The sequence below is a fragment of the Enterococcus sp. DIV0840 genome (genome assembly GCF_050527835.1).
In the GTDB taxonomy this organism is placed as follows: domain Bacteria; phylum Bacillota; class Bacilli; order Lactobacillales; family Enterococcaceae; genus Enterococcus_L; species Enterococcus_L ureasiticus.
In genome coordinates this window covers 1536253-1550286 of sequence record NZ_CP172876.1, presented here as the reverse complement: position 1 = coordinate 1550286, position 14034 = coordinate 1536253, and the positions used below count along the sequence as shown (strand labels likewise).

The window sequence follows — 14034 nt, the reverse complement described above, 5'->3', positions numbered from 1 at the left end:
TTTGTTTATAGCTCACCACTTTCTAAAACTACTTTGAAGTATAAACAATTGCTGAGTTAGCATAAATAGTACAAACTCATAATTATCTTCAATTTACACAAAAACGCCCATTCTGCACACTCAGAAAGGACGTTTTTTTATCATTACACACAAATGAAATTCATTTCCACTACTTCATCTTACAAGTAATTTTTGAATATTGTGTGAATGAAACGATTTAAATTTGTAAATTAAGGTAGAATATTCCCAGCTGCACGGTAAATTTCATACCATTCTTCTCTACTTATTACAATATCAGCTGCTTTAGCAATCTCTTTGATTCGTTCTTTATTCATGCTTCCTGCTATGACTTGCATTTTTGCAGGATGTCTTAAAATCCATGCTGTAGCTAGACCTGTTGAAGTACAATTGTGACGTTCAGCAATTTGATCTAACGTCGCATTTAGTTCTGAAAATTTCTCATTGCCAATAAAAACACCTTCAAAGAAACCATATTGATAAGGAGACCACGCTTGGATAGTCATCTCATTCAAACGAGAATAATCTAAAATGCTGCCATCTCTATCAATACTTGCATCATCAGTCATGTTCACATGAATACCTTGGTCGATCATACCTGTATGTTTGATCCCAAATTGCAGCTGATTTGCTAAAAGTGGTTGTTTCACAGTTTTTTTCAATAAATCGATTTGCATTGGTTTTTGGTTACTAACACCAAAATATTTTACTTTTCCTTGTGATTCCAGTTGATCAAAAGCTGCTGCTACTTCTTCTGGCTCAACAAGTGTATCCGGCCGATGAAGCAATAATGCATCTACATAATCAACGCCTAGACGTTTTAAACTGCCTTCAACAGAAGAAACGATATGTTCTTTTGAGAAATCAAACATTCCTTTACGAATACCGCATTTTGTCTGGATGATGATATCTTCTCTTTTGATTGATGTTTCTTTCAACGCTTTACCAAAAATCGTTTCACATTCCCCACCGCCATAAATATCTGCATGATCAAAAAAATCAATGCCATGATCATAGGCTGTTTCAATAATTTCTGCGGGATTTTCGGCTCCATTCATTCTCATACACCCAAGAATAACTGATGCCACTTGTAAATCACTTGTCCCAAATTGAATTTTTTTCACTGAAAAACCTCCTAAAATTATATTCACAAATATATTTTAACACACATTAGTGAAAGGGCTTCATTTTCTGACTTTTTTTAGTAATTTTTCAATTTGAAAAAAAACTTCTTCTGAAAAATTCGGTTCAACGAGTAAGACTGGCTGGGTGTATTTTCGATTTAAAGCCTGGTAGACAATGGTTGTCAAAACAATGTCAGCATATGAAATGGCTTTTGATGTTCTAGCGTAAACCACAACTAAATTAAACTTGTTCCTGAAAAAATTGCTGATCCTTTGTCCTAGCTCTGTTTCTTTTTCAAGCGATAAATCAGTCATCAAACAAATAAATATTCTTTTCTCACTATATACTGGTGAAATCAGTGAACTTAAAATCATAAAATAACGATAACATAATGCATCGATTGGTATCCGTTGATAAATTGCGTTTTCTTTGATCAATTCACATAACCCCACATTGAGTTTCTCCATGAAATCCGGATAATTTTCTTGAAGGATCACTCCTGATTGATTTTTTTCAAATAAAAAACCTGAAACCAACTCATAATATAAATGGAAACCTAAAAAAGCTACAACACTCGCCTTTGAATGATTAAATTTTGTATCCCAAAAAGCTTGCTTCAATTTATTTGTAGCAACTAATGTATTTGAAAAAGATGTAGTCTTCTTTAGATAATGCTCTTCAATAATATATGCTTGCATACTTGAACCAAAGTATGGTAAAAAACGGGCCTGAATAATTAAATAGAGATAGCATAATTCTTCAAAATCCCAATTTATGGTATCTTCATCGGTTTTCATAGCTTTTACAAATTTAGAAAAAATTGAACTGTTTTCAATATATTGCTTCCACTCCTCTTTTATCCAGACCTTTTTTCCTTTTTGATAACGCCAAGCTGCGATTTGGATGATTCGAAAAAGTGATTCCTTCTGTAAATCGTTGATTTGCATCTTAAAAAAATGAACGAGCTGATTCATTAACTGCTGACTATTTTCTTTTTTCATTAGTAAAAATTTAGTTTCTGTCCCTTGATAAACAAACCAGTAGAAGTGTAAAATAAATGCTCGTATCTGCTCCTCCTCCCCCACAAGTTTATAAGTTCCGCGTTTTAAATGGATATCAAATTTTTTTAGCCATTCGTTGATCTTTTTCACCCGTCTTCTCATACTTGATTCACTGATCAACAAATTTTCAGCTAGCTGTTTCGCTTGAGTATCTTCCTCCTCAATAATCGCTTTTAAAAAAGTAATCTCTGGTAAATCGCTTAAATACTGAACTAAAAAAAATTCCACATATATCTCATTGTCCCTTCTTAAATAGAAATGATTCTTTGATCGACTGCAAATCGCTAAATGCTCATCCAACTGATAACGTTTAAATAGCTTATTTATTTTTTTCATAGATCTAACTATTGTTTTTGCATTGATTCCTAATTCATTTGAAAGGCTCTCTAATGAACCGCTATTGTCAGTTGACTTTAATAAATTAAAAAGCCTAAGTAATTTGCTTGATTCAAAATCAAGAATCTCTTTATATTCCATCTCAAACCTCCACACTAAAAATAAACACTCATTCTATCAATCGGATTCAAAAAAAAAGTAATGAATAATGTATATAAAATATACGCATTATTCATTACTTTTCATTTATTTAATTGTGGATACGTAATGTCATAGCATTTGCAGCAACAATTACAGTGCTCAGAGACATCAAAATTGCTCCAACGGCCGGATTCAATAAAATCCCCCACGGGGCTAGAATCCCTGCTGCGAGTGGGATTGCAATAATATTATAGCCAGCTCCCCACCAAAGATTTTGAATCATTTTACGTCTTGTTTGCTTAGCTAAATCCAAAAAACGAAGAATATCTTTGGGATCACTATCAGTTAAAACTACATCAGCTGAATCAATTGCGACATCTGTCCCAGCTCCTATAGCGACACCGATTGTCGCTCTAACTAAACTTGGCGCATCATTGATCCCATCACCAACCATCATGACTTTTTTGCCTTTACTAACATAGGTTTGAATGATTTTCTCTTTATCTTCCGGCAATAAATCTCCATGAAATTCATCAATTCCTAAGTAATGGGCAACTGACTCGGCAGCTACTTTATTATCACCTGTCAACATCACAGGAATGATTTCTTGCGCTTTTAAATCAGCGATGAATTCTTTTGCTTCTGGTTTCACTACATCTCCCAGTGCAATCATTGCTACTAATTGCTCATCGATAATTAAGTAGCTTAGCGTATTGCCCTGTTCTTGGTAGCCCTGTTCTTGGTAGCTCTGTTTCAATGAATGGTCAAAAGAAATTTTCAAGCGATCTACTTCTTTTTCATTAACAATTTTAGTTGCTTGTCCATTCACATTACCGGTTAGTCCTATGCCAGAAATATTTTGGAGATTTTCTACTTTGTAAGGAGAAATAGCTTTTTCTTTTAGATAATTCATGATACCGATCGCTAAAGGGTGATTGGCATTGTTTTCTAAAGCACCGATCACTTTTAAAGCTTCTTTTTGCGTGATTTTATCAGTGAACATTTCAATTCCCGTTACTGTGAATTTACCTTGGGTCAAAGTACCCGTTTTGTCTAACATAACATACTGCATATCGTTCGCTTGTTCCAGAGCATTTCGATTTTTTAATAACAAACCATGTTTTGCTGCAATTGAAGTAGAACGGGCCACAACTAAAGGAATTGCTAAACCTAATGCATGAGGACAGGCAATAATAAAAACTGTTACCATTCGTTCAAATGCAATGCTTAAATCTTTGTCGATAATCAGCCAAACGATAAATGCTAATAGTCCTGTTCCAAGTGCTATATAGAATAGCCATTTAGCAACTCGATCTGACAAAGATTCTAATTTTGATTTTTCAGTCTGAGCCTTTTTGACCATATCCATCACTTTTGAAAGGTAGCCTGTCTCACCAGTACCCGTTACACTTATTTCGATAGTTCCGCTACCGTTGACAGAGCCTCCAATTACTTTATCTTTTTCATTTTTTGTGACTGTTTTTGATTCACCTGTGACCATCGATTCATCAACTGAAGTATTCCCTTTAATGATTATGCCGTCTGCAGGTATCTTATCTCCTGACCGAACGACCAAGTAATCATTTTCTTTGACCTTCTGCAGCGATACTTCTTCTTCACTACCGTCTTTATTCAATCGCTTGACTTTTTCTGGCAAAAGTTCAGCCATTTTCTGTAAAGCATCACTAGCATTTGAGATAGCATTCATTTCGATCCAATGCCCTAGTAGCATTATAACGATCAAGGTTGCTAGTTCCCAGAAGAAATCCATCACATGATTGTGCGGCATCAATTTATTCATAACAAATGCATAAATACTATAAAAATAAGAGACTGAAATTCCCATGGCAATCAACGTCATCATCGCTGGACTTTTTTGTTTCAGCTCCATTTTGGCACCACTTAAAAATGGTTCCCCACCATAAAAAAATAAAACAGAAGCCAGAATCAGGACCAACCAATCCGAGCCTTGAAATGTAAACTGAAAAGGTAAATCAACACCCATCATTGGTGAAAGAAAAATAATTGGGATCGCAAGAACCAGTGAGAGCCAAAATTTTTGTTTAAAATTTCCCATATGCATGGAATGATCCATACCAGACATCTGGTCATGATCATGAGATGTCATTGAGCTATGATCCATATTTTCCATTTTATGAGGGTGTTCATCCGCATGTTTTTCTTCATTGCTATTCATTAAAAATCCTTCTTTCTCGGTTTAAGATTTGTTTGTATAGTAACCGCACTTTTGAACAATTCTTTGTGGAAAAAGTAATATTCTCTTTTAAAGCATAGCACAACAAATCTTTTGGGAAAAATAAAGTCTCTTAATTCATAGAAACATGATTTCTTTGCGTATATTAACTTTAAGACATCTTATTTAATGCCAAGTATAACTCTTTAACAGCCAAAGCGCGTATGCTTTTTTCTCTTTGATCCTATTGCGTTTTCTGTTGTATGAATCCTTGATATATCTATACACACTTTTTTTTGACTCCTGCTTTATTTCAATGTACATTTGTTTGATTGCTTTTCGATTCGCTTTGTATTTTTTTCGATTTCCTCCAGTAAATCCATAAAATATATCGATTCCTTCTGACTCTTTAGTGATTGGCGAATGCAGGAATAATTCATTTTGAGCTTTCTTTAATTTTTTTAGTAACCCTTCTGTTACTTGTCTATCAAAGTTTTGTTTTATGATTACCTTACATAGTCGTGTATATTCGATTTTAGCAACATGATTGTAGACATGACTTGCGTAATCTAAACCTTTATACAAGATATTTGCACTAAAAGACATATTTACTAATAACTTATACTGATGTACACAATGCTCCTCTATTTTTTGATTGTTGTCTTGATGTGGAATTTCTTTGTTCAGTTTTTCTAAAAATTGATATAAAAGATGATTTTTTTGCTCCTCAACTCTAGTTATTTTTTTCATTTAAACTTATCCTCCTTTAAAATGAATAATTTTCGGCATTTTTATTTTTTGACTATTTCAAAAAAATTTGTGTATTGTATCTAGTAGATATTTTTTCAGATGTTAAATAAATAAAATCGTACACAAAATATCATGATCAACAAAATACAAGTACATTCAGATTGAAAATGACGAATAAACAAAACTGACAAATTGAATACATTTCGGTACAAAAACTATATCATGTCGCAAAGGACATTACAAGAACAAAATGAAAAAAAAACGGTACACCTCTTCTGCAAACAATGATATAGTAGAAGAAAGAGTCTTTAGCCCATTGCACTTTTTATTTGTCTAGTTTCATGAGCTAAACTCTAGGAAAAATGATGACATCCACCTGTGACCAAAAGCGTCACAAGTGTATTTCCCTATTTTTCTACGAGTTTTGACGAGCCCATTACACTTTTAATTTAAGGAGGTATTATTTTGGAAATAGATTTAAAAGAAGCAGGAAATAGAATCAAAGAAATTAGACGCCAGCATAAATATTCAATGGCCCTTTTTTCAAATCTGGTTGGAAATTCTAGTGCCAGTACAGTAAATAATTGGGAAAAGGGGAACAACCTGCCTAAACAAGATAGACTAGAAAAAATAGCTATACTTGGTAATACAACGGCTGATTGGATTCGGTACGGAGAATTCACAGAGTATGTAAAAAAATTACTAACTGAAGCCAGTTTGCAGAAAAATCTTGCTAAAGATCAGCTTGAAGAATTAATTCATGTATTAAAAAAACATAAAATCACTTATTCTCAAGATTTAAAGATTCTAACTACAGCGAATGAATTGTTTCCAGATTTATTTGAAACGAGGTATCAATTAGAACTTTCAGAACAAAAAACGCCATTGATTGCTGAAGACTTTACAACGTACAGAATTGAACAAAATGATCGTTATAGATCTGACTTTCTACCAAAGATGGAGGAATTATTACATGATTCCAGTCAAAAAGAAATCAATGCTTCAGTTTTATTTCTGGTATTCGACCTATTAAAACGTACTGAAACAAGTAAAAATTTTCTATCATTCTCTCAAATTTTTACTATGCTAGCTGAAATTCTCACTAATGATATAGCCTATAAGAATAACCTCTCATCAAAGGTAGTTGATTATGCAGATTTAACAAAAGTAAGGAGTAAAGGGAAACCTTTATCTGAGAAAACTGTGAAGAAAAAATACGTACAAACTAAAAAAGATTTAGTCGATTTACTTGATAAATTTTATTCAGATTACAATGAAAAATAGCCTTTCTTCACTATTAGAACATTGTTCTATGAACTGTTACAAATATCCTTTCTTATTAATAGTAAGTTTCATATATTACAATTAGATGATACCTTTGTTGCCAGTTTTTAAATTTCACCATTTTCTATTATTCTTGTTCTTTAAGCATGATTATTACTCATAGATTATGGTATACTTTATCTTGTGTTATTGAAGAATATTAACGATGGCTTTGTAAAAAAGACATTCGTTTAAAATGATTAATATAAAGCGAGGAACATAACTTGAAGAAAAAATTACTGGTTACAATTTCATTTATGTTATTAGTAAACACTGCACCGATGAGTGTATTAGCTGATGAGATCGATCAAAAAATTGAAAATCAAACAAAGAAAATCGAAGATATCGTAAAAAATGAAAAAGATGCCAAAGATTACTTAGCTACTTTAGAAACTGAGATCACAACGATCGAAACAGAATATAAAACAGTCCTCTCTGAAAAACAAAAACATGAAAAAGAAATGAACAAACTGAATACAGATATAGCTAATTTAGAAACTAAAATAAAAAAAAGAAATGAACAGTTACGTGCTCAAGCGAGAACGACTCAAACAAATCACGAGCAAGAATCCATGCTGACTGTTTTGTTAAGCGCTGAATCGATTTCTGATGCAATTACAAAAGCTATAGCTGTTAATACATTAGTAACTGCAAATAATGATATTTTGACTGCTCAAAAAGATGATAAAAAAGAACTTGATACATTAAAAGTATCATTAACAGAAACATTAAAAACTCTTGAGAAAAAGACCGAAGAGCTCGAAGAAAAAGAAGCTACTTTAGCAGAAGCAAAACTTGAGCAGAATGTAAAAATCAATGAGATTGCTGCAAGTCTTGCAAGCGAAACCGCTGAAAAAGATAAATTTATTAAACAAAAAGAAGAGGCTGTAAAAAGAAAAGAAGCTCAATTAAAAGCAATTGCCGAAGAAAAGAAAAAAGAAGCGCAAGCTAAAGCAACTGCTGAAAAACAGGCAAAAGAACAAGCCAAGGCAATGGAAGCAGCACCTGCTCCTACTCAAACAACTGAAAAAGAAAAACCAGTAAGTGTACCTGATACAAATACTGATACTATCAATAACGATGTTGCTGATGACAATCAACAAGCACCTACTCCACCAGTATCTTCTGGCGGTTGGTCTGCTCCAGTAGCTAATTTGACCATCACTAGCGGATTCGGTGGTCGTGAAGATCCTACTGGAATATCAGGAAGCTTCCATGATGGAATTGATTTTGGTGGAGCAAGTGGCACACCGATCATGGCCGCTGGATCAGGTGAAGTTGTTAGTGCTAATTACAGTGGTATGGCAGGAAATCATGTTGTGATAAAGCATAGTAATGGTTACTACTCATACTACTTACACATGAGTAGCTTAAGCGTTTCTGCTGGACAAAGTGTTAGCGCAGGGCAAAATTTAGGTGGCATGGGAACTACTGGAAATTCTACTGGTGTTCATTTACATTTTAGTATTTCAACAGGATTATGGAGTGGATTTGTTAATCCAGCACCATTCCTTGGTTTATAATAATCAATCGATGATAGGAAAACAGACTAGTTCTGGTTTCTTATCATTTTTTTTGTTGGATGATCGCTTATTTTTTTCTTTTCATCGATTCGTTTAACCTCTGCTAATGAACGTGATATAATGAAGATAGATAAAGAAAGGTGCTGATTAAAATGATCAATAACTACTCAAACATCTTAGTTGCTGTTGATGGATCCAAAAATGCTGAGTTGGCCCTACAACATGGTGTTGCTATCGCAAAAGAAAAAGATGCTACCTTATATTTATTATCTGTTGTTGACGAAAATGCAATCAGTCATAGTTCTTATGCCTATTCAAAAGTGCTCGCTGAAGAAAAGGAAGCTATTGAAAAAGAACTGTTAAAAAATATTTATTATGCTACTGAACAAGGTTTAGATAATGTGATACCCATTGTTGAAATTGGCAATCCTAAAGAAATGATTTCTTCAGTTGTTCCTACAAACCAAGCGATCGACTTGATTATTATCGGGGCTACTGGTAAAGGAATGATTCAATCCAATCAACTTGGTACTACAACGAGTTATGTTGTACAGTATGCGCCTTGTAATGTCCTTGTCGTAAAATAATTACTTTGTTTTTGTACAGAAAAGAGCGTACAGTCAACGATTTAAACGCTGACTGTACGCTCTTTTTTATGTTAATTCATTACTTTTCCTATAACAATAAAGCGATGTTGCCTGTTATAGATGAATCCTTTATTCAATAATTCTTTTTGTATTTCAATTAACTGATTAAAATGAGTTTCTACAGTAAATTCAGGATATTCCCACGGAATTCTTTGTACATAATAAATCAATCCTTCCATATCATAGAAGTATTGATATGGAAAATATTCTTTGGCAAGCATAATATCGAAATTTTCTTCCACTAATTCTTTCTGTACTATTTCTAACGACCAATCCTTTATTTTTGGTTGAAGATTCGTACACAATTTTTCTGAAAGAATTTGCCCATTTTGATCACCAACTTGTTGTGTAATAAACACCCCACCTGGTTTTAATACCCTACGAACTTCTTTTGGATCATATGACGCATGACTATTTAAAACAATATCAAAAGAATCATTTGGAAACTCCAATCGATCCATTTCGTCAACAAAAGCAATTGTTACACCTTTTGGCTGAAGTTGCTTTTGTAATAACTGATAATTTGGCAGCCAACCTTCTGTTACCGAAGTCTTAGAGTACGGATGATTGAATGTTAGCAGTAATTCTCCTCCGCCCGTTCCCATATCTAATAAATTCATTTCACTAGATAAATACTCACGAACAAGATTGGAATAACTCCAAGGTAAGTCTTCTTGTTTCCAGCGATTTTTCATGTATGAAAAATCCCAGCCTCTAAACGCTATTTGTTCAATAGTTTGCCAATACTTTTTTAACTCTATTTTTCTCATAACTATCCTTCCTTACACTTTATTTTAGCGTTATTGTAAGTTAGATACAGTTATGCTTTGTTCTGATAGAAATGATTGTACTTGATACAGCCTCTATCAGCGCTATAACTGTATCAAGAAGTTACTTCGTAGCATCACTTTTCGTTTCATTTCAATCAACTCCTATATTTTTTGATAAGTTTTAATCCAATATAAACCTATAAATACCCCATGATCACACAAAATAGTAATGCACATAATAGAAATATAGCACCACTATAAAATTTTTGGGATACTATATTCTCAGATAAAGGAATAACAAAAACAAATAATAAAATTGCAAATAACACACCCGTAAGATAAATAAGCCCAGTTGAATAATAATAACTGGATGTTCCTGATGAATCTCTATCTGTAGGCAGTACATTTTTACCTTGACCATTAGAATATCGAGTTTGATTCGTATTCATCGCATCAAATGTGCTCTTGTTGATAGTCGATCGTTCAGAAAATTTTCTTTGCTGTTCCCGTTCATTCATTTTTGTCACTCCATATTTATTGACTGCTTACTTTCTTTTCTTCATTATACCATCAATCCGCCACTTTGATTTTTAAATAATCTAAAAGTAATGTACAGAACATCATATTCGCCCATGAAAACCATTCACGAGTGTACTGTGCTGGATCGTTTACATTGATTCCTTCATGCATATGATTTGTACCGGCGTCTGTTTGAACAAGTGTATTTAAAAGTTCAGCTTTTTCTGATTGCTCATCTGTCGTTAACCCTTCTATACATAATGCAATCGGCCAAACATACTCTTTGGGCGTGTGCTCACTTCCCACACCTTTCAGCTCAGTTCCTTCATAGTAATAGGGATTCTCAGCAGATAAAATCAGCGCTCGGGTATTTTGATAAACAGTATCATCGATTGCACAATAGCCTAAATAGGGTGCTGCTAACAAACTAGGTACATTCGCATCATCCATCAAGAGATAGTTTCCTAGTCCATCTACCTCATAAGCATAAACTTTTTTCCCCAGGTGCTCAACGATTCCCCATTTAGTAATTCCTTGATCAATTTCTTTTTTCAGCTGATTGGCCTTTTCTGCAAGTTGCTTGTCACCGTAAATCTCTTTAGAAATTTCTTCTAAATAGTTTAAAACAACAACAGCAAACATATTTGCCGGAATCAGATAATTGTATGTACAGCGGTCATCACTTGGACGAAATCCGGACCAAGTCATACCTGTATATCCACATGGCTCACCTAACCCATTATTCGAAAGCGTATCTTCTGGTCTTTCATCAAAACGCTCAAAACGATAAGGCGAATTTTCATGGTATTGTTCCGTTTTAAAAACACCAATAATCGTTTCTATCACAATCTTAAATTCGTTGGTGAAATGGGTTGTTTCTCCAGTTTTTTTCCATAATAAATACGCTAATTCGATTGGGTAACACAAAGAATCGACTTCATATTTTCGTTCCCAGATCCAGCCATTCATTTCTGTAATATCCTGATGGTAGCAATGTCCATTTTCAGTTTCATTAAAAGCATTGGCATAGGGATCGATCAAAATACATTTCACTTGGCGATCCACCAATCCACGGATCAATTGTTTAATTTTTTCATCTTCATTTGCCACGGTTAAATAAGGTTTCATTTGAGCTGATGAGTCCCGTAGCCACATTGCAAGAATATCACCAGTAATCACAAATGTATCATCTGCTGTTGTTCTTACCGTTGTTTCTAATGTATTATCAAAACAATTTGAGAATACTTCACTCCATCTAGGATTGCTAGAGCGTTCAGCTACTTCTTTTTTTATATTTTCAATCACTGATTTTGAATAATTTATACTCATAATGATTCCCCTTTTTACTTTCCTTTTAAGATCACTTCTGATTTTATCCAAGACTTGATGGTGTCTTCATGGTACATTGCTAAAATTTCTGTATATAAAATGTCGATCACAGTAAGCACAGGAATTTGAGGTGATATTCCGCCCATATCTTTTTTCCCCATAGAGCTAGTTAAACAAAAAGCATCAGAAAAGTCTTGATACGGACTTTTTTCGTTGGCTGTGATTACGATTACTTTAGCATTTTTTTCGGAGACAATTTCCACTGCTTCTTGAACCGCTTCATTGTCACCAGAAATCGAGGATACAACGACAAGATCACCTTGCTGAACGCCATGAGCCATCATCGCAATCGAATGCTCGTCTTTGATCACGTTGACAATTTTGCCAAGTCGGGAGAATTTAAACTGAAAGTCTTCTCCGCAAAAAGCATTATATCCTGTTCCCCAATAATGAATGATTCGCCCAGCATCGATCATTAGTGCCGCTTTTTTGACTTCATCTTTGTCAAGTTTCTCGATGATGTCATTAAGCAACAAAGAATAATTCAAATTTACATAGCTAATACTTGAATCGGTTTGTTTTTTTGCGCCTTTACTAGAATATTTATATAAGTATATCAGTTCTTTATAATTAGCTAAACCAATTTTTTTACAAAAACGGGTGATCGATGAATTGGACACGCTAAGTTTTTTAGCCAACTCTTGAATTCCAAGCTCCTTATTCCCATCAAGAAAATACTGTGCAATCACACGTTCTACATCAGTAAACTTCTTTTGGTTCGCCTGAATGATTAGTTCGATGTAACTTTCCATGTTTGGATCACGCCTTTCTTTATATTAAAAAACAAGAGGTGACTGGGAAATGACTTTGTAAGTCACAACCCAGTCACATGGAATCTGGATAAACGGTGGGAGCAAAAGCAGCTCCTGTCCCAGCCTCTTCTCTCTTATTCTCTATGAATTCTTACTAATCTTGTGCATTCAATAATTGGCTTTCATCAAATTTCATATTCATACGCACAAACGGTGCATAAATGAAGACATCCAAAACAACTAATACAGCTGTTAAGATCACTGGACTCAGATGGAACGCTCCTAAAATCCAAGTACTTATGAAAATTGGTTCATTTCCCGAATTTAGCACAACCAGTGGAACGACCCAACCGATTTTAGTCACGATATACGCAACAATTGCATTAAATACTGGTACAAATACAAACGGGATGAACATCAATGGATTGAGTACGATCGGGAACCCAAAAATAATCGGCTCATTGATCCCGAATAATCCAGGAATAAAAGAAAGTTTTGCTACTTCACGACCACTGTATGTTTTAGGTGTAAAAATCAAGATTGCTAAAATCAATCCGAACGTCGCACCTGAACCACCGATCATCGCGTATACATTTGTCATCGTATTTGGTGCTACAGAAATATCAGCGAAACTTTTTGTTTCAGCAAATTTCGCAACGTTTTCTAAGAAAATTGGTAACCATAACGCTGAAACAACACCCCAAACAATATTAAATCCATGTAATCCTAAGAACCACAAGATTTGTTCTAATAAAATAACGACGATAATTGCAGGTAGGCCCGTTCCAACAGAAGTTAAAGGTTGGACAAATAGTTGACTGACCATATCCATAAAGGAATTAAAATCAAAAGCTTCGATTACCACTTTCATCACAGAACAAACTAATAATACAATAGAGATTGGAATCAACGCGAAGAAGGAATCAAATACATTAGGTGGAACATTCCCCGGTAGTTTGATAGCAATTTTACGTTTTGCCAAAACTGAATAAAGAAATACTGCCAATAATCCGACGATCAACGCAGTAAACATTCCTTCATAACTGAAGAAATTATTTGCGTAACCTTGAACGACTTCAGCAGAACTATCCGCAAAATTTACATTGTTGGGTACCATAACAAAGTAAGCGGCAAAGGCTAATAAAGTCGCCAACAGTGGATTAATATTGGCTTCAGGATGTTTTTTCATCAATTCTTTTGCATAATTATAAGCTGTAGAAAAAACAATCAGTAAGGCTACGATCCCAAGTGTTCCTAGATAAACATTGCCAAAAATCGCAGAAGCTGTTTGACCGATTGCTGTTTCTCCAAAAAATGCATCGATCTGCATCTTGATCAAATTAGAAAATGATCCAACTACCGTAAAAGGGATACTGCTGATAAACGCATTTTTGATTGCTTGTAGTACACTGTTGTTGTCTACTTTATTGGCGATTTTTAATAATGGCTCTTGAATTTTCTCAATATTTATTTTCATCTTAACTCG

General features: G+C 34.1%; 12 protein-coding genes. 3 read left to right on the top strand and 9 right to left on the bottom strand.

Annotation, left to right across the window (positions count from 1 at the left end; translation table 11 throughout):
• Positions 1 to 230: 230 nt before the first annotated feature.
• The 4 genes from IGL98_RS07330 to IGL98_RS07315 all read right to left on the bottom strand — a co-directional run bounded on the left by IGL98_RS07330 (position 231) and on the right by IGL98_RS07315 (position 5625).
• A complete protein-coding gene (locus tag IGL98_RS07330; RefSeq protein WP_206911913.1) occupies positions 231 to 1142 on the bottom strand; it encodes an aldo/keto reductase in 912 nt (303 codons plus the stop codon).
• Positions 1143 to 1202: 60 nt separating this feature from the next.
• On the bottom strand, positions 1203 to 2681 hold the full coding sequence (locus IGL98_RS07325; RefSeq protein WP_206842665.1) for a helix-turn-helix domain-containing protein: 1479 nt from the start codon (positions 2679 to 2681) through the stop codon (positions 1203 to 1205).
• Positions 2682 to 2790: 109 nt separating this feature from the next.
• A complete protein-coding gene (locus IGL98_RS07320) occupies positions 2791 to 4878 on the bottom strand; it encodes a heavy metal translocating P-type ATPase (protein WP_206911912.1) in 2088 nt (695 codons plus the stop codon).
• Positions 4879 to 5061: 183 nt separating this feature from the next.
• Positions 5062 to 5625, bottom strand: coding sequence for a hypothetical protein (locus tag IGL98_RS07315; protein ID WP_206842663.1), 564 nt, complete (start codon positions 5623 to 5625; stop codon positions 5062 to 5064).
• Positions 5626 to 6090: 465 nt separating this feature from the next.
• On the opposite strand from IGL98_RS07315, the gene IGL98_RS07310 reads away from it, so the two are divergent.
• The 3 genes from IGL98_RS07310 (at position 6091) to IGL98_RS07300 (ending at position 9058) form a co-directional block, all read left to right on the top strand.
• Positions 6091 to 6909: a helix-turn-helix domain-containing protein gene (locus IGL98_RS07310; RefSeq protein WP_206842662.1), complete on the top strand. Its 819-nt coding sequence runs from the start codon at positions 6091 to 6093 to the stop codon at positions 6907 to 6909.
• Between the two features lie 263 nt (positions 6910 to 7172).
• A complete protein-coding gene (locus IGL98_RS07305) occupies positions 7173 to 8471 on the top strand; it encodes a murein hydrolase activator EnvC family protein (RefSeq protein ID WP_206911911.1) in 1299 nt (432 codons plus the stop codon).
• A gap of 152 nt (positions 8472 to 8623) precedes the next feature.
• On the top strand, positions 8624 to 9058 hold the full coding sequence (locus tag IGL98_RS07300) for a universal stress protein (RefSeq protein ID WP_206842661.1): 435 nt from the start codon (positions 8624 to 8626) through the stop codon (positions 9056 to 9058).
• Between the two features lie 71 nt (positions 9059 to 9129).
• On the opposite strand, the gene IGL98_RS07295 is transcribed toward IGL98_RS07300, so the two are convergent.
• The 5 genes from IGL98_RS07295 to IGL98_RS07275 form a co-directional block, all read right to left on the bottom strand.
• Positions 9130 to 9888, bottom strand: a complete 759-nt coding sequence (locus IGL98_RS07295) for a class I SAM-dependent methyltransferase (RefSeq protein WP_206911910.1) — start codon at positions 9886 to 9888, stop codon at positions 9130 to 9132.
• 197 nt (positions 9889 to 10085) lie between these two features.
• Entirely contained in the window at positions 10086 to 10406 is a 321-nt protein-coding gene (locus IGL98_RS07290; protein WP_206911909.1) for a hypothetical protein, read from the bottom strand.
• Between the two features lie 52 nt (positions 10407 to 10458).
• Positions 10459 to 11736 carry a glycoside hydrolase family 125 protein gene (locus IGL98_RS07285; RefSeq protein WP_206911908.1) on the bottom strand — a complete coding sequence of 426 codons (1278 nt, stop codon included), beginning with the start codon at positions 11734 to 11736 and terminating at the stop codon, positions 10459 to 10461.
• Positions 11737 to 11750: 14 nt separating this feature from the next.
• Positions 11751 to 12548, bottom strand: coding sequence for a MurR/RpiR family transcriptional regulator (locus tag IGL98_RS07280; RefSeq protein WP_206842654.1), 798 nt, complete (start codon positions 12546 to 12548; stop codon positions 11751 to 11753).
• Positions 12549 to 12702: 154 nt separating this feature from the next.
• Positions 12703 to 14025 carry a PTS sugar transporter subunit IIC gene (locus IGL98_RS07275; RefSeq protein ID WP_069645028.1) on the bottom strand — a complete coding sequence of 441 codons (1323 nt, stop codon included), beginning with the start codon at positions 14023 to 14025 and terminating at the stop codon, positions 12703 to 12705.
• Positions 14026 to 14034: the final 9 nt, after the last annotated feature.